The 21,722-nt window shown below is 67.4% G+C and carries 25 protein-coding genes; 11 read left to right on the top strand and 14 right to left on the bottom strand.

From position 1 onward, the window contains the following. The first annotated feature begins 28 nt into the window (after positions 1–28). A complete protein-coding gene (locus HMPREF1224_RS25550; protein ID WP_003084511.1) occupies positions 29–634 on the top strand; it encodes a hypothetical protein in 606 nt (201 codons plus the stop codon). 4 nt (positions 635–638) lie between these two features. On the opposite strand, the gene mtgA is transcribed toward HMPREF1224_RS25550, so the two are convergent. Then, positions 639–1,370 (bottom strand): monofunctional biosynthetic peptidoglycan transglycosylase, encoded by a 732-nt coding sequence (mtgA, locus tag HMPREF1224_RS25545; RefSeq protein ID WP_003100972.1) that lies wholly within the window; start codon positions 1,368–1,370, stop codon positions 639–641. Between the two features lie 36 nt (positions 1,371–1,406). On the opposite strand from mtgA, the gene HMPREF1224_RS25540 reads away from it, so the two are divergent. From HMPREF1224_RS25540 to HMPREF1224_RS25520, 5 genes are all read left to right on the top strand, one after another. Then, the gene (locus tag HMPREF1224_RS25540) at positions 1,407–1,784 is read left to right on the top strand and encodes a DUF423 domain-containing protein (RefSeq protein ID WP_003084513.1); all 378 of its coding nucleotides are present in this window, start codon (positions 1,407–1,409) and stop codon (positions 1,782–1,784) included. A 102-nt stretch (positions 1,785–1,886) separates the two neighbouring features. Then, positions 1,887–2,087: a sulfur carrier protein ThiS gene (gene thiS / locus HMPREF1224_RS25535; RefSeq protein ID WP_003084514.1), complete on the top strand. Its 201-nt coding sequence runs from the start codon at positions 1,887–1,889 to the stop codon at positions 2,085–2,087. A 58-nt stretch (positions 2,088–2,145) separates the two neighbouring features. Beyond that, positions 2,146–2,943, top strand: coding sequence for a thiazole synthase (locus tag HMPREF1224_RS25530; RefSeq protein WP_003084517.1), 798 nt, complete (start codon positions 2,146–2,148; stop codon positions 2,941–2,943). 154 nt (positions 2,944–3,097) lie between these two features. After that, positions 3,098–3,769: a tRNA (guanosine(46)-N7)-methyltransferase TrmB gene (gene trmB / locus HMPREF1224_RS25525; protein WP_003118800.1), complete on the top strand. Its 672-nt coding sequence runs from the start codon at positions 3,098–3,100 to the stop codon at positions 3,767–3,769. Between the two features lie 162 nt (positions 3,770–3,931). After that, on the top strand, positions 3,932–5,278 hold the full coding sequence (locus tag HMPREF1224_RS25520; protein WP_003114884.1) for a DUF1329 domain-containing protein: 1,347 nt from the start codon (positions 3,932–3,934) through the stop codon (positions 5,276–5,278). Between the two features lie 12 nt (positions 5,279–5,290). Here HMPREF1224_RS25520 and HMPREF1224_RS25515 read toward each other — a convergent pair whose 3' ends face one another. The 12 genes from HMPREF1224_RS25515 to HMPREF1224_RS25465 all read right to left on the bottom strand — a co-directional run bounded on the left by HMPREF1224_RS25515 (position 5,291) and on the right by HMPREF1224_RS25465 (position 14,783). Beyond that, positions 5,291–5,548 (bottom strand): hypothetical protein, encoded by a 258-nt coding sequence (locus tag HMPREF1224_RS25515; RefSeq protein WP_003084524.1) that lies wholly within the window; start codon positions 5,546–5,548, stop codon positions 5,291–5,293. A 61-nt stretch (positions 5,549–5,609) separates the two neighbouring features. Further along, positions 5,610–5,933 (bottom strand): DUF3392 domain-containing protein, encoded by a 324-nt coding sequence (locus HMPREF1224_RS25510; RefSeq protein WP_003084525.1) that lies wholly within the window; start codon positions 5,931–5,933, stop codon positions 5,610–5,612. Positions 5,934–6,013: 80 nt separating this feature from the next. Continuing rightward, positions 6,014–7,168 carry a radical SAM family heme chaperone HemW gene (gene hemW, locus HMPREF1224_RS25505; RefSeq protein WP_003114885.1) on the bottom strand — a complete coding sequence of 385 codons (1,155 nt, stop codon included), beginning with the start codon at positions 7,166–7,168 and terminating at the stop codon, positions 6,014–6,016. A gap of 120 nt (positions 7,169–7,288) precedes the next feature. After that, on the bottom strand, positions 7,289–7,882 hold the full coding sequence (gene rdgB / locus HMPREF1224_RS25500; RefSeq protein ID WP_003084527.1) for an RdgB/HAM1 family non-canonical purine NTP pyrophosphatase: 594 nt from the start codon (positions 7,880–7,882) through the stop codon (positions 7,289–7,291). Then, positions 7,879–8,298 carry a DUF4426 domain-containing protein gene (locus tag HMPREF1224_RS25495; RefSeq protein ID WP_003100965.1) on the bottom strand — a complete coding sequence of 140 codons (420 nt, stop codon included), beginning with the start codon at positions 8,296–8,298 and terminating at the stop codon, positions 7,879–7,881. Before HMPREF1224_RS25495 ends, rdgB begins: the two co-directional genes overlap by 4 nt. A gap of 131 nt (positions 8,299–8,429) precedes the next feature. Next, on the bottom strand, positions 8,430–9,050 hold the full coding sequence (gene metW, locus HMPREF1224_RS25490; protein WP_003084530.1) for a methionine biosynthesis protein MetW: 621 nt from the start codon (positions 9,048–9,050) through the stop codon (positions 8,430–8,432). A 7-nt stretch (positions 9,051–9,057) separates the two neighbouring features. Next, on the bottom strand, positions 9,058–10,197 hold the full coding sequence (locus HMPREF1224_RS25485; RefSeq protein WP_003084535.1) for a homoserine O-succinyltransferase MetX: 1,140 nt from the start codon (positions 10,195–10,197) through the stop codon (positions 9,058–9,060). 88 nt (positions 10,198–10,285) lie between these two features. Continuing rightward, a complete protein-coding gene (locus tag HMPREF1224_RS25480) occupies positions 10,286–12,253 on the bottom strand; it encodes a dynamin-like GTPase family protein (protein WP_010793544.1) in 1,968 nt (655 codons plus the stop codon). A gap of 107 nt (positions 12,254–12,360) precedes the next feature. Continuing rightward, entirely contained in the window at positions 12,361–12,657 is a 297-nt protein-coding gene (locus HMPREF1224_RS0112205; RefSeq protein ID WP_031628111.1) for a DUF167 domain-containing protein, read from the bottom strand. Continuing rightward, the gene (locus tag HMPREF1224_RS25475; protein ID WP_003084544.1) at positions 12,654–13,247 is read right to left on the bottom strand and encodes a YggT family protein; all 594 of its coding nucleotides are present in this window, start codon (positions 13,245–13,247) and stop codon (positions 12,654–12,656) included. Before HMPREF1224_RS25475 ends, HMPREF1224_RS0112205 begins: the two co-directional genes overlap by 4 nt. A gap of 10 nt (positions 13,248–13,257) precedes the next feature. Further along, positions 13,258–14,079, bottom strand: coding sequence for a pyrroline-5-carboxylate reductase (proC, locus tag HMPREF1224_RS25470; protein ID WP_003084546.1), 822 nt, complete (start codon positions 14,077–14,079; stop codon positions 13,258–13,260). A gap of 11 nt (positions 14,080–14,090) precedes the next feature. Beyond that, positions 14,091–14,783, bottom strand: a complete 693-nt coding sequence (locus HMPREF1224_RS25465; RefSeq protein ID WP_010793543.1) for a YggS family pyridoxal phosphate-dependent enzyme — start codon at positions 14,781–14,783, stop codon at positions 14,091–14,093. A 214-nt stretch (positions 14,784–14,997) separates the two neighbouring features. Here HMPREF1224_RS25465 and pilT point away from each other — a divergent pair, with 214 nt between their 5' ends. Next, entirely contained in the window at positions 14,998–16,032 is a 1,035-nt protein-coding gene (gene pilT, locus HMPREF1224_RS25460; RefSeq protein WP_003084552.1) for a type IV pilus twitching motility protein PilT, read from the top strand. Positions 16,033–16,209: 177 nt separating this feature from the next. Next, on the top strand, positions 16,210–17,358 hold the full coding sequence (pilU, locus tag HMPREF1224_RS25455; RefSeq protein ID WP_003100959.1) for a type IV pilus ATPase PilU: 1,149 nt from the start codon (positions 16,210–16,212) through the stop codon (positions 17,356–17,358). Between the two features lie 7 nt (positions 17,359–17,365). Here pilU and czcD read toward each other — a convergent pair whose 3' ends face one another. Further along, positions 17,366–18,265: a CDF family zinc transporter CzcD gene (czcD, locus tag HMPREF1224_RS25450; RefSeq protein ID WP_003100957.1), complete on the bottom strand. Its 900-nt coding sequence runs from the start codon at positions 18,263–18,265 to the stop codon at positions 17,366–17,368. A 153-nt stretch (positions 18,266–18,418) separates the two neighbouring features. Between czcD and HMPREF1224_RS25445 the strand changes: the two genes are divergently transcribed. The 3 genes from HMPREF1224_RS25445 to HMPREF1224_RS25435 all read left to right on the top strand — a co-directional run bounded on the left by HMPREF1224_RS25445 (position 18,419) and on the right by HMPREF1224_RS25435 (position 21,620). Further along, positions 18,419–18,823, top strand: a complete 405-nt coding sequence (locus HMPREF1224_RS25445; RefSeq protein WP_003084560.1) for an NINE protein — start codon at positions 18,419–18,421, stop codon at positions 18,821–18,823. Positions 18,824–19,065: 242 nt separating this feature from the next. Next, positions 19,066–20,439 carry a pyridoxal-phosphate dependent enzyme gene (locus HMPREF1224_RS25440; protein ID WP_003100955.1) on the top strand — a complete coding sequence of 458 codons (1,374 nt, stop codon included), beginning with the start codon at positions 19,066–19,068 and terminating at the stop codon, positions 20,437–20,439. Beyond that, positions 20,436–21,620, top strand: coding sequence for a cystathionine gamma-synthase (locus tag HMPREF1224_RS25435; protein ID WP_003100953.1), 1,185 nt, complete (start codon positions 20,436–20,438; stop codon positions 21,618–21,620). The genes HMPREF1224_RS25440 and HMPREF1224_RS25435 overlap by 4 nt, the downstream gene beginning before the upstream one ends. The last annotated feature ends 102 nt before the right edge of the window (positions 21,621–21,722 follow it).

The following is a 21,722-nucleotide window of genomic DNA, read 5'->3' as shown; positions in this document are numbered from 1 at the left end:
GCGGTTTTTTTCTGCCCGGAGGAATCCCATGCCGCGCAATACCCGCTGGCTGTTCTACCTGTCGCTGGCGGTCCTGACCTTCGTCGTCGGCGCCTGGCTGGTCCGTACGCCGGAACCGGCGCGACCGTTGCCGTGGCTGGCCGACTGGCAGGAGCAGGTGCTGGCGCCGTTGGCGGACAACGCCTTGACCCTGCGCCAGCTGCACGACGCGGTGGATGGCGAGTTGTGGGTGGACCCGCGCCTGGATGGCGTGCGCCTGGCCTTCCGTGGCCGCCTGCTGGGCGACGGCGGCCCCTGGCAGGTGGAAGGCGAGCTGGGCCTGAGCGCCGAGGAGCAACTGAGCCTGCAGCGGGCATCTGCGTTGCAGCCTGGCAGCGCGCCGCAGCCATTGAGCGCCGGATTGGAAGGACAGTTGGGCGACAAGCCGATCGTGGCGCTGAGCATGATTCCCGAAGGCAGGGTCGGTGCCGAGCGGCTGCTGGCCAGTCTCGGCCAGCCGCGCCTGCGCCTGCAACTGGCCCAGGGCGAGGCCTGGGTCTATCCGCAACTGGGCCTGACCGCGCACCTGCCGGACGACGACTTGCGACTGATGCTCGCGGTGCCGCGCCAGGCCCTGGAAAAACCGCCGCGTTGAGCTTTCAGCGCTCCAGGCGCAGCAGGTAGTCGTCGCCGCCCAACTGCCACATCTGCTGGCGAATCCAGGCCGCGCGCTGGCGTACGTAGGGGCCCGGCCTGGCCGCGCTCCATTTCAGCGGGCTGGGCAGCACCGCGGCGAGCTGGCTGGCCTGGGTGCGGCTCAGGCGCTCGGCGTCGAGGCCGAAGTGATAGCGTGCCGCAGCCTGCGCGCCGAAGACGCCCGGGCCCCATTCGGCGCTGTTCAGGTAGACCTCGAGAATCCGTTGCTTGGTCCAGAGCGTCTCGATCAGCAGGGTGAACCAGGCCTCCAGGCCCTTGCGCAGCCAACTGCGCCCGGACCAGAGGAAGACGTTCTTCGCCACCTGCTGGCTGAGCGTACTGGCGCCGCGGATACTGCCGCCGCGCTCGTTGTGCGCGAGGGCCTGCTGGATGGCCGGCAGGTCGAAGCCGTGGTGCTCGGCGAAGTGCTGGTCCTCGCCGGCGATCACCGCGACCTTCAGGCTGTCCGGCAACTGCTCCCAGGAGCGCCAGTCGCGCTGCAGGTCGATGGGCTGGCCGTCGACCCAGGAGCCGACCTTGCGTTCGACCATGACCATGGTCCCCGGTGGCGGCACCCAGCGCAGGACCGCGACCAGCACGACGCTGGCGGCCATGAACCAGAGCAGGTACTTGAACAGGCGGCGGAACAGGGATCGCAACATGCGCGGCTTGGCTTGGAAGAAGGGGGCGGCCATTATAGCGGGCTGGATGCTATCACCGGAGTCTTGTCCATGCTTCGTCCCTTCCTGTTGTTGGCGGCATTTTTCGGTTTCACCGGCGTGGCCCTCGGGGCGTTCGCCGCCCACGGCCTGAAGAAGCAGCTGAGCGCCGAGTACCTGGCGGTATTCCAGACCGGCGTGCACTACCAGTTGATCCATGCCCTGGCGCTGTTCGGCGTGGCGCTGCTCGCCACCCGCCTGGACGGCCGCCTGGTGAGCGCGGCGGGTGGCCTGTTCACGCTGGGCATCCTGCTGTTCTCCGGCAGCCTCTACCTGCTGACCCTAAGTGGCATCGGCAAGCTCGGCATCGTCACCCCGTTCGGCGGCGTCTCCTTCCTCGCCGGCTGGCTGTGCCTGGGGCTGGCCGCCTGGCGCCTGGGCAACGCCTGAGACCGGTTGCCTCAGGCGGCGCACTTGTCGACAAGGCGCCTTGGTCATCGGGGTGGATCGGGCTAGAATGCCGCTCCCTTTCACTTTCGTGACCGTCCAGCCATGCAGATTCAACTGAACGGCGAGCCCTTCGAGCTGCCCGACGCGCAGAGCGTCGCGGACCTGCTGGCCCGCTTGGAGCTTGGCGGCCGCCGCGTGGCCGTCGAGCTGAACCTGGATATCGTGCCGCGCAGCCAGCACGCCAGCACCGCGCTCAAGGATGGCGACCGCGTGGAGATCGTCCACGCCATCGGCGGCGGCTAGGCCTGGCCCCCGAACCCTTCCATCGGCCCCGCAAGCCTTTCCATCCAGGAGTCATCCGATGAGCCAAGCATCCAGTACCGATACCCCCTTCGTCATCGCCGGCCGTACCTATGGCTCGCGCCTGCTGGTGGGGACCGGCAAGTACAAGGACCTCGACGAGACCCGCCGGGCCATCGAGGCCTCCGGAGCGGAGATCGTCACGGTGGCGGTGCGGCGCACCAACATCGGGCAGAATCCCGACGAGCCGAACCTGCTGGATGTGATCCCGCCGGATCGCTACACCATCCTGCCGAACACCGCCGGCTGCTATGACGCGGTCGAGGCCGTGCGCACCTGCCGCCTGGCCCGCGAGCTGCTGGACGGGCACAACCTGGTCAAGCTGGAAGTCCTCGCCGACCAGAAGACCCTGTTCCCCAACGTCGTCGAGACCCTCAAGGCCGCCGAGCAACTGGTGAAGGACGGCTTCGACGTGATGGTGTACACCAGCGACGACCCGATCATCGCCCGCCAACTGGCCGAGATCGGCTGCATCGCGGTGATGCCGCTGGCCGGCCTGATCGGCTCCGGCCTGGGCATCTGCAACCCCTACAACCTGCGCATCATCCTCGAGGAAGCCAAGGTCCCGGTGCTGGTAGACGCCGGCGTGGGCACCGCTTCCGATGCAGCGATCGCCATGGAGCTGGGTTGCGAGGCGGTGCTGATGAACACCGCCATCGCCCATGCCAAGGACCCGGTGATGATGGCCGAGGCCATGAAGCACGCGATCGTCGCCGGTCGTCTCGCCTACCTGGCCGGACGCATGCCGCGCAAGCTGTATGCCAGCGCCTCGTCGCCGCTGGACGGCCTGATCGACTGATACCGACTACCTGGGGCGGGCTGTCCGCCGGATGCGGGAAGCGTCCGGCAGGCAGCCCGCCCTTCTGTCTCTAGCAAGGTTTTCTTTTTCCATGAGCGATACCCCGCAATCCCCGGCCCAGGACTCCCTGGCGGAACACGACGAAGCACGGCCGATGCGCACCGTGAAGAGCTTCGTGATGCGCGCCGGGCGCATGACCGAAGGCCAGCAGCGTGGCCTCGACCTGGGCTGGCCGAAGTTCGGCCTGGAACTGAGCGATGAGGTCCAGGACTTCGACGCGATCTTCGGTCGCCAGGCGCCGCGGACTTTCGAGATCGGTTTCGGCATGGGCCATTCCACCCTGGAAATGGCCGCCGCTGCGCCTGACATCGACTTCATCGGCGTCGAGGTGCACAAGCCGGGCGTCGGCGCGCTGCTCAACGGCCTGCTGACCCAGGGCCTGGGCAACGTGCGGGTGTATAGCTGCGACGCGCTGGAAGTGCTGCGCCACTGCGTGGCCGACGCCAGCCTCGATCGGCTGCTGCTGTTCTTCCCCGATCCCTGGCACAAGAAGCGCCACCACAAGCGGCGGATCGTCCAGCCGGAATTCGCCGAACTGGTGCGGCGCAAGCTGAAGGTCGGCGGCGTGCTGCACATGGCCACCGACTGGGAGCCCTATGCCGAGCACATGCTGGACGTCATGAGCGCGGCGCCGGGCTACCGCAACCAGGCCGAAGACGGCCGCTTCGTGCCGCGCCCGCAAGAGCGTCCGGTGACCAAGTTCGAGCGGCGCGGGGAGCGCCTGGGACATGGCGTCTGGGACCTCAAGTTCGAGCGCGTCGACTGATCCACCGCACCAGCGACGTACCCCTGGCGCCGAACCGGCGCCGGGACTCCAAGCAGACCGGGAACACCCGGCGGACCTCACCTTCAAGCTGCACGTTTCCCGGCTTCGGCCGGATCCAATAATAAGAGCGGCACGGCTCGGCCGGCTGCAAAGGAGACTGCTGTGTTGAAGAAACTGGGCATCCTGTTGCTCGGGGCCGGTTGCGCCTGGGCGGCGCAGGCCAAGGTAGACGAAGTCCAGGCCGCACGCCTGGACCAGGACCTGACCCCGCTGGGGGCGGAGCGGGCCGGCAACGCCGATGGCAGCATCCCGCCCTGGACCGGCGGCATCACCCAGGCGCCGGCCGGCTACCGGCCCGGCATGCATCACCTCGACCCGTTCGCCGCCGATCGTCCGCGCCTGGTCCTCGACAGCCGCAACATGGCCGCCTACCAGGCGCTGCTGACGCCGGGCACCCAGGCCTTGCTGCAGGCCAACCCGGACTACCACCTGCGGGTCTTCCCCACCCGCCGCAGCGCATCCCTGCCGCAGCGCCTGTACGACGCTACCCGCGCCAACGCCAGCCGCGCCGAGCTGATCGCCGACGGCAACGGCGTGCAGGGCGCTGCCGCCGGCGTGCCCTTCCCCCTGCCGCAGAGCGGCCAGGAAGCGATCTGGAACCACATCATGCGCTACCGCGGCGAGCAACTGCACCTGCAGACCAACCAGGCGGCGGTGCTGGCCAACGGCAGCTACAACCTGCTCAAGCTCGACCGCTACCTGTACTTCGTCTATGGCCGCGAGGGGATGATCCCGGAGAACCTCGACAACACGTTGTTCTACTACAAGTACAAGGTGGTCGCGCCGGCGCGCCTGGCCGGTTCGGCGCTGGTGGTGCAGGAAACCCTCGACCAGGTGCTGTCGATCCGCAAGGCCTGGCGCTTCAACCGTGGCGAGCGGCGCGTGCGGCGCTTGCCGACCCTGGCCTACGACAGCCTGCAGCCGGATACCAACGGCATGGCCACGGCGGACACCGTGGATGTCTACAACGGCGCACCGGACCACTACGAGTGGGCGTTGCTCGGCAAGCGCGAGATGCTGGTGCCTTACAACAGCTACGCGGTGCACCAGAAGGGCCTCGCCTATGGCGACATCCTCAAGAGCCGCTTCATCAATCCCGACCTGCTGCGCTACGAGCTGCATCGCGTCTGGGTGGTCGAGGCGACCCTGCGCAAGGGCTTCAGCCATCCCTACGCCAAGCGCCGCTTCTACCTCGACGAAGACAGCTGGCAGATCCTCGCCGCCGACATCTACGACAAGGATGGCGTGCTGACCCGGGCCCAGGAGGTCCATCCGATCAACTACTACGATGTGCCGCTGGTCTCCAGCACCCTGGAAGCGATCTACGACTTCAAGGGCGGCCGCTACTTCGTCGATGGGCTGGACAACAACGAGCCGATGTACGACTTCGGCGTGCAGGTTGGGCCGCGCGACTTCACCCCGCAGGCGCTGCGCCGGGAGGGGAACTGAGGCGGACGGCCCTCAGACGATCAGCTCGGCGCCGCGTAGCGTGCCGTCGTCGTCCAGGCGCGCCGGCGCCGGGCTGATCTGCAGGTACTTGATGCTGTCCCGCGGAATCAGCAGCAGGTCGCCGTCGACCTCGACGCTGAGATAGGGCGTGTCCAGTTGCTGACGGATGCTGCGGGCAACCTCGGCCGGGTCGTCCTGCTGGCGCGGGAAGCGCAGCGACAGGCGCTGGCCGTCGGTGAAATGCAGGTAGAGGTGCTTGATCGGTTTCATGCGGGCTCCCGGAGGCCATGACGCTCTTGGGGACGGCGCTGGCCGCCGGGAGACCGGGGGCTCAGCTGCGATCGGCGATCATGCCGATCACGAAGAACACTAGCAGGAGCACGGGCGCCAGGGTGTAGTTGTTGAAGTAGCCGAGGCCCTTGGCCAGCCAGGGGGTGACGAAGACCATCGCCAGGCCGTAGCCGACCGCGCAGATCAACACGAACAGCAGGGTGCGGAAGACGAAGTTGAGGCTGCCGATGCGCTGCTGTACCCAGGCGTTGATCGCCGGGCCGAACAGCACCAGCAGGGTGGCCATGATGGCCAGGGAAATGTCCGACAGGTGGCTGCGGCTCCAGCGCGACAGGGTGGCGATCAGGTCCAGCGCGTAATCCATCGAGGGTTCCTTGTAACGAATCGGCGTGTCGGTCGGCGGAGTTTACCTGCCTGCCGGCACGGATGGGCGTGCATCCGTCGTCACGGCAGGAAATGTTGCAGCAGGTCGTTGAGGAACAGCTGGCCGCGTTCGCTGGGACGCAGGTGCTGCGGGTCGTCGGCGAGCAGCCCGGCGTCGCGCGCGGCGGCGCAGGCATCGGCGATCGCCGCCAGTGGCTGGCCGGTGCGCTGCGGGTAGAGCGCGGCGGGGACGCCGTCGACCAGGCGCAGCACGTTCATCATGAACTCGAATGGCAGGTCGGCCGCTTCCAGCGGGCGCTCGCCGGCCTGGAAGGCCTTTTGCGGGTTGAGGTAGTCCTTCGGCAGGCGGGTCTTCCAGGTCCGCACGATGCGTCCGTCCGGCGCGCTCAGCTTGGCGTGGGCGCCGGCGCCGATGCCGAGGAAGTCGCCGAAGCTCCAGTAGTTCAGGTTGTGCCGGGCGCGCAGGCCGTCGCGGGCGTAGGCGGAGGTCTCGTACTGGCGGTAGCCGTGCTCGTCGAGCAGGGCCTGGCCGGCTTCCTGGATGTCCCAGAGGATGTCGTCCTCGGGCAGCTCCGGCGGCTGGCTCCAGAACACCGTGTTCGGCTCCATGGTCAGTTGGTACCAGGAGAGGTGCGTGGGGGCCAGGGCGAGGGCCTGGCGCAGGTCGGCCAGGGCGTCGTCGAGGCTCTGCCCGGGCAGGCCGTGCATCAGGTCGAGGTTGAAGTTGTCGAAGCCGGCCTGGCGCGCCATGTCGGCGGCGCGCACTGCCTCGGCGCCGTCGTGGATGCGCCCCAGGGCCTGCAGCTTGTCGGCCTGGAAGCTCTGCACGCCGATGGACAGGCGATTGATGCCGAGGCGCCGGTAGTCGGCGAACTTGACCTGTTCGAAGGTGCCGGGATTGGCTTCCAGGGTGATCTCGATGCCGTCGGCGAAGCCGACCCTGCGCTCGACGCCTTCCAGTAGCCGGCCCAGGGCCTTGGCCGAGAACAGGCTGGGCGTGCCGCCGCCGAAGAAGATCGAACCCAGGCGCCGGCCGTGGACATGGCGCAGGTCTTGCTCCAGGTCGGCGAGCAGGGCGTCGACATAGGCCTCTTCGGGCAGCTCCGGGCCAGCGGCGTGGGAGTTGAAGTCGCAATACGGGCACTTGCGCACGCACCACGGGATGTGCACGTACAGGGCCAGGGGCGGGAGCTGGAACGGGGTGGCTTGGGTCACGGCGGGGCGGGGTGGAGGCGGTTTCGGGGCGCTATCGTGGCATGAGTTCGGCCAACCTCCAAGGCGGCCGGACGAAACGCCGTGCCGACGCCGCCCGGGGGCGCCGCCGGCGGTTGCGGCTCAGAGACCCAGGCGCTGCTTGAGCAGGGCCATGGCGCGGGCTCGGTGGCTGAGGCGGTTCTTCTCCTCGGGCGCCAGCTCGGCGCTGGAGCAGTCGCGTTCCGGCACCCAGAACAGCGGGTCGTAGCCGAAGCCGTGGGCGCCGCGGGCTTCGCGGAGGATGCGGCCTTCCCAGATGCCCTCGCAGAGGATCGGCAGCGGGTCGTCGGCGTGGCGCACCAGCGCCAGCACGCTGACGAACTGTGCGCCGCGCTCGGCGTCCGGGACATCCTTCATGGCCTCCAGCAGCTTGGCGTTGTTCGCCGCGTCGCCCCGGCCGTCGGCATAGCGCGCCGAGTAGATGCCCGGCGCGCCGCCGAGGAAGTCCACCGCCAGCCCGGAGTCGTCGGCCAGCGCCGGCAGGCCGGAGAGGCGTGCGGCGTTGCGTGCCTTGAGGATGGCGTTCTCGACGAAGGAAAGACCGGTTTCCTCCGGTTCCACCTGGCTGAACTCGCCGATCGAGCGCACCTTCACGCTGGCGCCGAGCATGGCCTGGAGTTCCTTGAGTTTGCCGGCATTGTGGCTGGCCAGCACCAGCTGTTCGAGCTTGATCATTCGTCCGGGAAGATTTCCTTGTTGAAACTGAAGGTCTGCGCAGGTTCGCCCTTGGCCTCGACCTTGATGGTGAAGACCAGGGTCTCGCGCTGGCTGATCGGGAATTGCGCCAGGTTGTAGATGGCGCCTTCCTCGCTGACTCGGCGGAACTCCAGGGGGATGACCTTGCCGGTCAGGTCCTTGGCCGAGCCGGTCACGGCGGCCTCTACCGGCTTGCCTTTCTCCATCGGCACCACGTTGATCACGCCCTGCGCCTTGCTGCGTACCAGGCCGACCGCGCTGGCCACGTTGGGCTGGAGGAAGCTGGAGTTGAACACGTTGTAGTGGACGTCCAGGTCGCCGAAGCGCTGCACCTGCTCGGCGAGGACCGGCAGGCTCAGGCAGAGGCCGAGGACGAAAGCGGTGAAGCGGCGCATGATGGTTTCTCCTGAAAGGTGGCATGGACGTTGTCCATGGTCTGCTGCCGGCGGCCTTGGCCGGCTTCGGCAGCGCTCTCCCGAGGACGAGCGGAGGGGCGCCCGGCCCTGGCCCGCAGCCTGGCGCGTTCCTAGACGGCGAGGTTGCGGGTCTGCACTCCGGGTCCGGTGACCCGGTAGATTCCAATCTCACCCAATAGATTAGGCCACAGCCGGCTGGCCCAGCCATGCCGGTGGTCACGGTCCACGGCCAGGCGGTCGAGCACGCGCATGCGCAACTGGCGGCACAGGCGCTCGAAGTCCTGGAAGGTGCAGAAATGGATGTTCGGCGTGTTGTACCAGGTATACGGCAGGAACTCGGAGACCGGCATCCGGCCGTTGCGCGCCAGGTACCAGCGGCAGCGCCAGTGGCCGAAGTTGGGGAAAGTGATGATGCAGGTCTTGCCGACCCGCAGCATCTCTTCGAGGATCTTGTCCGGATAGTGCACGGCCTGTAGCGCCTGGGTCATCACCACCACGTCGAAGCTGTCGCTGGCGAAGTTGCCCAGGCCCTTGTCGAGGTCCTGCTCGATCACGTTCACCCCGTTTTCGATGCAACGGGCGATGTTGTCGGGATCGATCTCCAGGCCGTAGCCGCTGACCTGCTTGTGGTCGCGCAGCCAGGCCAGGAGTTCGCCGTCGCCGCAGCCGAGGTCGAGGACGCGGCTGCCGGCGGGAATCCATTCCTGGATGATTTCGAGATCGGCGCGCATCGGATCCTCACACGCTGATGCGGTTCATGTAACCGCTGAAGGCTTGCAGGTACCGGGGGATCGGCATGAGGAAGGCGTCGTGGCCTTGCGGGGCGTCGATCTCCAGGTAGCTGACGTTCTTTTTCGCCGCGATCAGGGCGTCGACGATTTCCCGCGAGCGGGCCGGCGAGAAACGCCAGTCGGTGGTGAAGGACATCAGGCAGAAGTCCGCCTCGACGCCCTCCAGGGTGCGCACCAGGTCGTCGCCGTGGGCGGCGGCGGGGTCGAAATAGTCCAGCGCCTTGGTCATCAGCAGGTAGGTATTGGCGTCGAAGCGGGTGGAGAACTCCTCGCCCTGGTAGCGCAGGTAACTCTCGACCTGGAACTCGACGCTGTGCAGGTCGTAGTTGAGCTTCTCGGTCTTCAGTACGCGGCCGAACTTGGCGCCCATGGCGTCGTCGGACAGGTAGGTGATATGGCCGACCATCCGCGCCAGCTTGAGGCCGCGCTTGGGAATCACGCCCTGTTCCTGGAAGTAGCCGCCGAGGAACTCAGGGTCGGAAAGAATCGCCTGCCGGGCGACTTCGTTGAAGGCGATGTTCTGCGCCGACAGCTTCGGCGCGCTGGCGATGCACAGGCAGTGACGGACGCGCTCGGGGTAGCTGATGGTCCATTGCAGCGCCTGCATGCCGCCGAGGCTGCCGCCGACCACCGCGGCCCACTGGCGGATGCCGAGGCGGTCTGCCAGGCGTGCCTGGCTATGCACCCAGTCTTCCACCGTGACCATCGGGAAGTCCGCGCCGTAGACCTTGCCGGTCGCCGGATTGATGCTGGCGGGGCCGCTGGAACCGTTGCAACCGCCGAGGTTGTTGAGGGCGACGACGAAGAACTTGCGGGTGTCGATCGGCTTGCCCGGACCGATGCAGCTGTCCCACCAGCCCGGCTTGCGCTCGTCGACGCTGTGGTAGCCGGCGGCGTGGTGGTGGCCGGAGAGGGCGTGGCAGATCAGCACCGCGTTGCTCTGCGTGGCATTCAGCTCGCCGTAGGTTTCGATCACCAGGTCGTACTCGGCCAGGGACTTGCCGCTGGTCAGCTCGAGCGGTTCGTTGAAGTGCAGCGTCTGGGGGGAGACCAGACCGACGGAGTCGTCGGGGAAGACTGTGGGCATCGACCCTGCTCTCGAACAAAGGAGGGCGCCAGTCTAAAGAGCGTCGCCCCCAGCGGCAAGCGCGCTGGCGAGCGCCGTGGGAGCGGGGTCAGGCGCGCTGCGAGCCGGGCAGGTTGACCACCTTGGCCTGGCGCTGCAGGGGCGAGGGGCGGCGCAACTGGCGGAGGATGTCGCCGGCTTCGCGCAACTGTTCCTGCAATTCCCCGGCGAACGCGGCGAAGGCCTGGCTGCGCTGGCGTACCTGCTGGGTCTCCTGGGCCAGGCCCTTGAGGCGGAGCATGTGGCTTTCGAGCAACTGTTTGTTTTCCAGGGTGTGCTGCATCAGCGGCATCAGCGCGTCGTTGGCCCAGCGCTCGGTTTCCTCGCGCAGGCGCTGGTGCAGGCCGACCACCTCCTGCACCAGGGTGGCGAAGAAGCGCCGGGTCAGCAGGCGTTGCTCGGTAAGCACGGTCTTCAGCTGCAGGCGGAACTGGTCGCCCTTCTTCTTCAGTTGCAACAGTTCGCGCTGGTAGCGCTGGACCCGTAGCTGCGGCGCGTCGAGGGCGTAGAGCGGGTTCTCCTCGTTGTGCCGGCGGTAGATGGCGGCGACCATGCGGTTGGCCATGCCGGCCTCGTGCTCGAGGTTGTCGAGGTCGTGCTCCACCGCGCGGAAGAACGCCAGGATCGCCTGGTTGATGCCGACCGTGGTCAGGCTGCCGTTGAGGTTGCGCCGCACCTTCTGTAGGTGCTGTTCCATGCGTTCGCTGCGGATCGTCTCGCGCAGCGTCGCGCCCTGGTGCTGCAGCAGGCGCTGGTTGGTCTTCAGGTTGAGCAGGCGGCGGTGGTGGCGGCCGTGGTCGTCCTTGGTCTTCGCGGTCAGTTCGAACAGCAGTTGGCCGCTGTCGCGCTGCTTGTCGTCGAGCAGCGCGCGCTGTTCCTCGACCTTCTCCAGGCGCAGGCGCAGCAGATGCTGGCTGTTGTGCAGCAGGCCAAGGACCTGGCCGAGCACGGCGTTCTCCAGCAGCGCTTCCTTCTGCGCGACGATGCGCTCGCAGAGCAGCGCTTCCAGCCGATCCAGGCGACTGCGTTCGAGCAGCGCCGGTTCGCCGCGGACCTTGGCCAGCAGCGCCTGCTTCGCCGACAGCGGCAGCACGTCGCCGCGCTGCAGGCCGAGCTGGCGGGCCGTGCCGTCCTGGATCAGGCGGATGGCGTTCTGTACGAAGCGCTCGCCGGAAAGGTCGTCCCAGAGCACGTCGATCTTGTTCAGCACGGCGAACAGGCTGCTGTGGCCGTCCTCGCGCAGTGGCTGGATGTACTTCTGCCAGATTTCCATGTCCGAGGCGGTGACACCGGCGTCGGCGGACAGCAGGAACAGGATCGCCTGGGCGTTGGGCAGCATCGACAGGGTCAGCTCCGGCTCGCTGCCGAGGGCATTCAGGCCAGGCGTGTCGAGGATCCGCAGGCCCTGGCGCAGCAGCGGGTGGTCGAAGTTGACCAGGGCGTGGCGCCAGGCCGGGACGCGCACCTGGTCGGGCTCGTCGGCGGCTTCCAGGGCGTCCGGGTGGAAGCCGAGCTGGATCGCCTGTTCCACCGGCAGCGCCTTGGTCTTGGCGACCTGGGCGAAGGCCTGGGCCATGCCCTCCGGGTCGCCGGTGTCCAGCGGAATGTTCACCCAGTGGCGCGGCACGCGCTTGAACTGGGCGACGCTGGCGTCGGCCAGGCGCGTCTCGATCGGCAGCAGGCGGATGTAGCTGCGCTCGGCGCGCGGATCGTGGAACAGCTCGGTGGGGCACATGGTGGTGCGTCCGGCGTGGGACGGCAGCATGCGCTGGCCGTAGCCGGCGAAGAACAGGCTGTTGATCAGCTCGGTCTTGCCACGCGAGAACTCGCCGACGAAGGCCAGGGTGATGTGGTCCGCGCGCAGTTGGCGCAGGGCGCGTTCGAGCTTGGCCTCGACCGCCGGGCTGTTCAGCCGGCTGCGCTCCAGCCAGCCGCGATAGCGGGTGATTTCCCGCATCAGCTCGCGCTTCCAGGCGACGTAGGCGTCGATTTGATGGCTGAGTCTTTCCATGCTCATCCAGGGGCTCCAGGGCGCGGGACCGGCGGGGGAAGGATGGCGTGGATTATGCGGGGGAGCGGGGGAGCGTCAATTGGCCTGCTTCACATTCCTGCACGTAAGGTCGGTCAAGCGGGTCGAGCGGCGATCCCCAGTTCCTCCGGCAATCGGGTCGGACGGCGGATGCGCACCCGTTTCTGCCGGTTCAGCTCGCCGCTTTCGAGACTCACCAGGCTCTTGGCCACGCCGAAGGCCTTGCCGAGGAAGGCCAGCAGATGGGCGTTGGCCTTGCCCTCCACCGGCGGTGCGGTGAGGCGGATCTTCAGGCGCTCGCCGTGCAGCCCGGCGAACTCGTCGCGGCTCGCCTTGGGCTGCAGGTGGCAATCGAGGAGCAGGTCCTCGCCGTCCCAGCGGTAGAAGCTCAGAGGAAAATGCTCAACTGCTGGGGCATGCCGGTCATGGCCGCCAGGTTGTTGATCACCAGCATGTCGATCAGCTTCAGCGCGAGGAACGCGAAGATCGGCGAGAGATCCAGTCCGCCGAGGTTCGGCAGGAGCTTGCGGAACGGCATCAGCAGCGGTTCGCAGATCTGGTTCACCAGTTGCGCGCCGGGGTTGTAGCTGCCCGGGGCGACCCAGGAAAGGATCACGCTGATGATCAGGGCGAAGAAGAACACCTTCAGGAACAGCGAGGTGACGGCGATGATCGACCAGATCAGCAGTTGCATGATGAAGCCGCCGACGCCGTAGCCCATCAGCATCAGGATCAGGATCATCAGCACCAGTTGGATCAGGATCGCCAGCACCAGCGAGGCCAGGTCGATCCCACCGAAGCCGGGGATGATCCGCCGCAGCGGGTTCAGCAGCGGCTTGGTGGCGCGCACGATGAACTGGCTGAGGGGGTTGTAGAAGTCCGCGCGGACCAGCTGCAGGATGAAGCGCAGCAGCACGATCAGCAGGTAGAGGCTGCCGAGGGTCTGGAGGATATAGATAGCAGCGGTGTTGAGGCCGATCATCGACTACTCCTTATTGGCCAAGCTGTTCGGCCAGCTCGGCGGAGCGCTGGCTGGCGGCGTTCAGGGCCTGCTCCACCAGTGCTTCGAAGCCGTTGGCCTGGAAGGATTTGATCGCCGCCTCGGTGGTGCCGTTGGGCGAAGTCACCCGGCGCCGCAGTTCGGCCGGCTCGACCTCGCTGGACAGCGCCATCTGCGCCGCACCGAGGGCGGTCTGCAGGGTCAGGCGCGAGGCTGTCTCGCGGGACAGGCCGAGCTTCTCGCCGGCGTCGGTCATGGCCTGCATCAGCAGGAAGAAATACGCCGGGCCGCTGCCCGACACTGCGGTCACCGCGTCGATCTGCGCTTCGTCGTCCAGCCACAGGGCGATGCCCACCGCGGACAGCAACTGCCCGGCCTGCTCGCGTTGCGCGGCGCTGACCTGCGCGTTGGCGTACAGCCCGCTGGCGCCCTGGCGCAGCAGCGCCGGGGTGTTGGGCATGCAGCGGACCACCGGGCGCGGCTGGCCGAGCCAGGCTTCGAGGCTGGCGCAGGGGATGCCGGCGGCGATGGAGACGATCAGTTGCTCCGGCTTCAGCGCCGGCGCCAAGGCCTGGCACACGGCTTTCATGGCCTGCGGCTTGACCGACAGGACCACGACGTCGGCGTCGGCCACGGCCTCGGCGTTGGACTCGACCACGTCGATGGCGAACTCGCCGGCGATCTTCGCGCGTTGCTCGGCGCCCGGGTCGCTGGCGCGGATCTGCGCCGCCGGCACGCCTTGGGCGCGCAGGCCGCCGATCAGGCTGGCGGCCATGTTGCCGGCGCCGATGAACGCTATGCGGGGTGTGCTCATAGGGGATTCCTTCAAGAAGCCGGCGCGCCGTAGTCGCGGGCGCCGAACAGGGCGGTACCGATGCGGACCCAGGTCGCACCTTCGCCGATGGCTGCCTCGAGGTCGTCGCTCATGCCCATGGACAGGGTGTCCAGGCCAAGGTTCAGGTCCAGCAGCAGTTCGCGCAGGCGGGCGAACGCGGCGTGTTGCGCGGCGCGTTCGGCGGTGGGTTCGGGGATGGCCATCAGGCCACGCAATCGGAGGTTGGGCAGTTGCTTCACGGCCTCGGCCAGGGCCGGTAGGTCCTCGGGGGCGCAGCCGGACTTGCTGGCTTCGCCGCTGACGTTGACCTGCAGGCAGACATTCAGGGGCGGCAGCCCGGCCGGGCGTTGCTCCGACAGGCGCTGCGCGATCTTCAACCGGTCCACCGAGTGCACCCACTGGAAATGCTCGGCGATGGGCCGCGTCTTGTTCGACTGGATGGGGCCGATGAAGTGCCAGTTCAAGGGCAGGTCGGCCAGTTCGGCCTGCTTGCCGAGGGCCTCCTGCAGGTAGTTTTCGCCGAAGTCGCGAAGGCCGGCGGCGTGCGCCTCGCGCACCGCGGCGGCGGGCTTGGCCTTGCTCACGGCGAGCAGGCCGACCGTGGCCGGATCGCGCCCCGCAGCTTGCGCTGCCTCACGGATGCGCGCGGCAACCTTTGCAATATTCTCTGCTATCGTGGACATTACCTGCGCCCTATGGAAGTGCGGTCGGCGTCGGCTCGACGCCCTCGAAACCGCCGGCCTCGATGGCCATCTTCCTGTTCCAGTGTCGAGGTTCCGCGTCTGGCGCAGGACACCACGCGTGTCCTGGAAGCACCCTGGCTCATCCGGTGTTTTCCTTGTCCGAGACGGCGGCTTTGGCGGCATTCTACCTGCTTGCTTGTAATTGGGGAGTCCCATGGATATTACCGAGCTGCTCGCCTTCAGTGCCAAACAGGGCGCTTCGGACCTGCACCTCTCCGCCGGCCTGCCACCCATGATCCGGGTGGATGGCGATGTACGCCGGATCAACCTGCCACCGCTGGAACACAAGCAGGTGCATGCGCTGATCTACGACATCATGAACGACAAGCAGCGCAAGGACTTCGAGGAATTCCTCGAGACCGACTTCTCCTTCGAGGTGCCGGGCGTCGCGCGTTTCCGGGTCAACGCCTTCAACCAGAACCGTGGCGCCGGCGCGGTATTCCGGACCATTCCCTCCAAGGTACTGACCATGGAGGAGCTTGGCATGGGAGAAGTGTTCAAACGTGTTTCAGACGTCCCGCGCGGGCTGGTACTGGTCACCGGGCCGACCGGTTCGGGCAAGTCCACCACCCTGGCGGCGATGCTCGACTACCTGAACAACACCAAGTACCACCACATCCTCACCATCGAGGACCCGATCGAATTCGTCCACGAATCGAAGAAGTGCCTGGTCAACCAGCGCGAGGTGCATCGCGACACCCTCGGCTTCAGCGAAGCGCTGCGCTCGGCGCTGCGGGAGGACCCGGACATCATCCTGGTCGGCGAGATGCGCGACCTGGAAACCATCCGCCTGGCCCTGACCGCGGCGGAGACCGGCCACCTGGTATTCGGCACCCTGCACACCACCTCGGCGGCGAAGACCATCGACCGGGTGGTCGACGTGTTCCCGGCCGAGGAAAAGGCCATGGTCCGCTCGATGCTCTCCGAGTCGCTGCAATCGGTGATCTCGCAGACCCTGATCAAGAAGATCGGCGGCGGCCGGGTGGCGGCCCACGAGATCATGATCGGCACCCCGGCGATCCGCAACCTGATCCGCGAGGACAAGGTCGCGCAGATGTATTCGGCGATCCAGACCGGCGGCTCGCTGGGCATGCAGACCCTCGACATGTGCCTCAAGGGCCTGGTCGCCAAGGGCCTGATCAGCCGCGAGAACGCCCGCGAGAAGGCGAAGATCCCGGAAAACTTCTGATCCTGGCGCCGATCCGCCGCGCTTCGCCCGAATCCCGGAACTGCGTCTAGGATTCAAGAGCGGGAGAGCGGTACCGTAGGCGCATTCCTACCTATCCTTGCCGGCGAGCGCGTCCAGCGCCCGCTCGCCCGCATCCGGCTCGCCGTCGCGGCGCGCCCCTGAGTGAGCGAGAACATCATGGAATTCGAAAAGCTGCTGCGCCTGATGGTGGAAAAGGGCGGCTCCGACCTGTTCATCACCGCCGGCGTACCGCCGTCGATGAAGGTCAACGGCCGGGTGATGCCGGTGACCAAGACGCCGCTGTCGCCGGAGCAGACCCGCGAGACCGTGCTAGGCGTGATGAACGAGCAGCAGCGCCGCGATTTCGCCGAGAACCATGAGTGCAACTTCGCCATCAGCGCCCGCGGCATCGGCCGCTTCCGGGTCAGTGCCTTCTACCAGCGCAACCTGGTGGGCATGGTATTGCGCCGGATCGAGACCAACATCCCGACCCTGGAAGAGCTGAAGCTCCCGGAAATCCTCAAGAAGCTGGCGCTGACCAAGCGCGGCCTGGTGATCTTCGTCGGCGCCACCGGCACCGGCAAGTCCACCTCGCTGGCGGCGATGATCGGCTACCGCAACAAGAACTCCACCGGGCACATCATCTCCATCGAGGACCCGATCGAGTACATCCACCAGCACCAGGGCTGCATCGTCACCCAGCGCGAGGTGGGGCTGGACACCGACTCCTTCGAGGTGGCGCTGAAGAACACCCTGCGCCAGGCGCCGGACGTGATCATGATCGGCGAGGTGCGCTCGCGGGAGACCATGGACCACGCCGTGGCCTTCGCCGAGACCGGCCACCTGTGCCTGGCGACCCTGCACGCGAACAACGCCAACCAGGCGCTGGAGCGGATCATCCACTTCTTCCCGGCCGACCGTCATGGCCAGGTGTGGATGGACCTGTCGCTGAACCTCAAGGCCATCGTCGCCCAGCAACTGGTGCCGACCCCCGACGGCAAGGGGCGGCGGGCGGTGATCGAGGTGCTGCTGAACACCCCGCTGGCCGCCGACCTGATCCGCAAGGGCGAGGTGCACGAGCTGAAGCCGCTGATGAAGCGCTCCACCGAGCAGGGCATGCAGACCTTCGACCAGGCGCTGTACCAGCTCTACACCCAGGGCGAGATCACCTACGAGGACGCCCTGGCCCACGCCGACTCGGCCAACGACCTGCGCCTGATGATCAAGCTCGGTTCGGAAAGCGACGCCGACCACCTGTCGAGCCTGACCCAGGGCCTGAGCCTGGAAATCACCGACGACGACCCTGCCGGCCGGCGCTTCCGCTGAACCGTCTTCAGTAGGCCAGCGGCTCCTCGGCCTGGGCGCAGGCCGAGGTTTCCAGTTGCAGGGTGCTGTGTTCGATCTCGTAGCGGTCGTGCAGCAGCGCCTTCACCGTTCCCAGCAGCGCCTCGGCATCGACCAGGGCCGGGTCGTACACCAGATGGCTGGTCAGGCTGATCTTGCCGCTGGTGATCGACCACACATGCAGGTCGTGCAGCCCGGTCACGCCGGGAATCCCCAGTAGCGCTTCGCGCAGCTCGGCCAACTGGATTTCCTTCGGCACCCCTTCGAGCAACACATGCAGGCTCTCGCGCAGCAGGATCCAGGTGCGCGGCAGGACCCAGAAACCGATCAGCACCGCCACCAGCGAGTCGACCCAGGCCCAGCCGGTGAAACGGATCACGATCGCGGCGACGATCACCCCCAGCGAGCCGAGCATGTCGCTCCAGACCTCCAGGTAGGCGCCCTTGACGTTCAGGCTGTTGCCCTGGGCCGGCGCCAGCAGGCGCATGCTGGCCAGGTTCACCAGCAGGCCGAGCACGGCGATCACCAGCATGCCCACGGACTGGATCTCCGCCGGCTGGTTGAGCCGCTCGTAGGCCGCGTAGAGGATATAGAAGGCCACGCCGAACAGGAGGAAGGCGTTGAACGCCGCGGCGAGGATCTCGAAGCGGTGGTAGCCGTAGGTCAGGCGATCGTTGGTCGGGCGCCTGGCGATGTTGATCGCGGCCAGGGCGATGGCCAGGGCCACGGCGTCGGTGAGCATGTGCGCGGCATCGGAGATCAGCGCCAGGCTGCCGGTGAGGATGCCGCCGACGACCTCGGCGACGAGGAAGCTTCCGGTCAGCAGCAACGCCCATTTCAGGCGGGTCGAGTTGGTCTGGGCGAAGCTGTGCTCGTGTCCGGCGCTCATGGCGGCTCCTGTGGGGCGGTGGCGGCAGCACCAGCCTACAGGATAGGCAATTGCAAAACTGTCATGCGCCGGGCCGCTCTGGCGCGGCGTCCGCCGCTCCGCTAACCTGCGGCTCAGGCGCGGCCGCAGCCGCGCACGGAACGAGGGGGACGCATGACTCAACAGCACGACACCCATAGCAAGGCCATCGGCTACCTGCTGTGGATCTTCGGTTTCACCGGTTCGCACCGCTTCTATTACGGCAAGCCGATCACCGGGACGATCTGGTTCTTCACCTTCGGCCTGTTCTTCATCGGCTGGATCATCGACCTGTTCCTCATCCCGTCGATGGACCGCGAGGCCGACCGGCGCTTCCAGGGCGGCAACCTGGACTACAACGTGGCCTGGATCCTGCTGACCTTCCTCGGCGTGCTCGGCGTGCACAGGATGTACATGGGCAAGTGGATCACCGGGATCATCTACCTGTTCACCGGCGGCCTGTTCTTCCTCGGCGTGCTCTACGACTTCTGGACCCTCAACGGACAGGTGTCCGAGCGCAACGGGCCGCAGCGCATCTGAGGCTCGTCGCCAGGTGCGAGAAGCCCGCCATCCGGCGGGCTTTTTCATGGGTGGCGCCACGGTCGGCAGGGAATTCCTCCGGCGGGACTTAAGGAACCAAAGGTTCTAACGTTCTACCTGTAGGTTATTGGCGCCCGCGCGCGCCAGCCCCTATGGTCTGCAAGCCCCAGAACGGATAGGTGCAATGGCTCACGAGGCCGCGCACCGTATCGCTCCGTGCGGAAACACCGAAAGGAGAAAAGATGACTTCCGACTCACGTCCCGCCGTGCTCGACCTGATCGGCAACACCCCGCTGGTTCGCGTGACGCGCTTCGATACCGGCCCCTGCACCCTGTACCTCAAGCTCGAATCGCAGAACCCCGGCGGCTCCATCAAGGATCGCATCGGTGTCGCCATGATCGAGGCCGCCGAGCGTGACGGCCGCCTGCGGCCCGGTGGCACCATCGTCGAGGCCACCGCCGGCAACACCGGTCTCGGCCTGGCCCTGGTCGGCCGCGCGAAGGGCTACCGGGTGGTGCTGGTGGTGCCGGACAAGATGTCCACCGAGAAGGTCCTGCACCTGCGCGCCATGGGCGCCGAGGTGCACATCACCCGATCGGACGTCGGCAAGGGCCATCCGGAGTACTACCAGGACGTTGCCGCGCGCCTGGCGCAGGATATTCCCGGCGCCTTCTTCGCCGACCAGTTCAACAACCCGGCCAACCCGCTGGCCCACGAGTGCGGCACCGGCCCGGAGCTCTGGGCGCAGACCGGCCACGATCTCGACGCCATCGTCGTCGGCGTCGGCTCCTCCGGTACCCTGACCGGCCTTACCCGGTTCTTCCAGAAGGTCCAGCCGGAGCTGGAGATGGTGCTCGCCGATCCCGAGGGCTCGATCATGGCCGAGTACTCCCGCTCCGGCACCCTGGGTACGCCGGGTTCCTGGGCGGTGGAGGGCATCGGCGAGGACTTCGTACCGGCCATCGCCGACCTCTCCAGCGTGCGCCATGCCTATTCCATCAGCGACGAGGAAAGCTTCGCCATGGCCCGCGAACTGTTGCGCGTCGAGGGCATTCCCGGCGGCTCCTCCACCGGCACCCTGCTGGCCGCGGCGCTGCGCTTCTGTCGCGAGCAGAAGGAGCCGAAGCGGGTGGTCAGCTTCGTCTGCGACACCGGCACCCGCTACCTGTCGAAGATCTACAACGACCAGTGGATGACCGACCAGGGCCTGCTGCAACGCAAGCACTACGGCGACCTGCGCGACATCATCGCGCGGCGCTTCGAGGAGGGCCGGGTGATCAGCGTCGGTCCGGACGACACCCTGCTCACCGCCTTCCAGCGCATGCGCCTGGCCGACGTTTCGCAATTGCCGGTGCTGGACGATGGAAAACTGGTCGGTGTGATCGACGAGTCGGATATCCTGCTCGGTGTCCACGCCGACGCGCCACGCTTCCGCGATGCGGTGAGCAGCGCGATGAACGCCGCGCCGGAGACCCTCGCGCCCGGCGCCAGCCTGGCCCAGTTGCAGGCGGTCCTGGACCGCGGCCTGGTGGCGATCGTTGCCGATGCCAGCGGCTTCCACGGCCTGATCACCCGTTTCGACCTGTTGAACCATTTGCGGAGAAAGCTCGCATGAGCCAGCACGACCAGCATCCCGACGCCCCGGCCCAGGCCTTTGCGACCCGGGTCATCCACGCCGGGCAGGCCCCCGATCCCTCGACCGGCGCGATCATGCCGCCGATCTACGCCAACTCCACCTATATCCAGGAAAGCCCCGGGGTACACAAGGGGCTCGACTACGGCCGCTCGCACAACCCGACCCGCTGGGCCCTGGAGCGCTGCGTGGCCGACCTCGAGGGCGGCACCCAGGCCTTCGCCTTCGCCTCCGGCCTGGCGGCGATCTCCTCGGTGCTGGAGCTGCTCGACGCCGGTTCCCACATCGTTTCCGGCAATGACCTCTACGGCGGTACCTTCCGCCTGTTCGAGCGGGTCCGCCGGCGCAGCGCCGGGCATCGCTTCAGCTTCGTCGACCCGACCGACCTGCAGGCCTTCGAGGCCGCGCTGACCCCGGAAACCCGCATGGTCTGGGTGGAAACCCCGAGCAACCCGCTGCTGCGCCTCACCGACCTGCGCGCCATCGCCCAGCTCTGCCGCGCCCGCGGCATCATCAGCGTGGCCGACAACACCTTCGCCAGCCCCTACATCCAGCGCCCCCTGGAACTGGGCTTCGACGTGGTGGTGCACTCCACCACCAAGTACCTGAACGGCCATTCCGACGTGATCGGCGGCATCGCCATCGTCGGCGACAACCCGGACCTGCGCGAGCGCCTGGGCTTCCTGCAGAACTCGGTGGGCGCCATCTCCGGGCCGTTCGACGCCTTCCTCACCCTGCGCGGGGTGAAGACCCTGGCGCTGCGCATGGAGCGCCATTGCAGCAACGCCCTGGCCCTGGCCCAGTGGCTGGAGCGCCAGCCGCAGGTGGCGCGGGTCTACTACCCCGGCCTGGCTTCGCACCCGCAGCATGAGCTGGCGAAACGGCAGATGCGTGGCTTCGGCGGGATGATCTCCCTCGACCTGCGTTGCGACCTGGCCGGCGCCCGGCGCTTCCTGGAGAACGTGCGGATCTTCTCCCTGGCGGAGAGCCTGGGCGGGGTGGAAAGCCTGATCGAGCATCCGGCGATCATGACCCACGCCAGCATCCCGGCGGAAACCCGCGCCGACCTGGGCATTGGTGACTCGCTGATCCGCCTGTCGGTGGGCGTCGAGGCGCTGGAGGACCTGCAGGCCGACCTGGCGCAGGCGCTGGCGAAGATCTGAGGCTCCGCAGGGAGCGGCGCCGACCGGCGCGGCTGCCGGCCATCGGGTGTTCCCGGCGAGCATGCCTCGGTGGATAACGCTCCGCGTTATTCGCCCTGCCGT

This window comes from Pseudomonas sp. P179 (genome assembly GCF_000478485.2).
Lineage (GTDB): Bacteria > Pseudomonadota > Gammaproteobacteria > Pseudomonadales > Pseudomonadaceae > Pseudomonas > Pseudomonas aeruginosa.
This window is presented reverse-complemented; position numbering and strand designations above follow the sequence as displayed.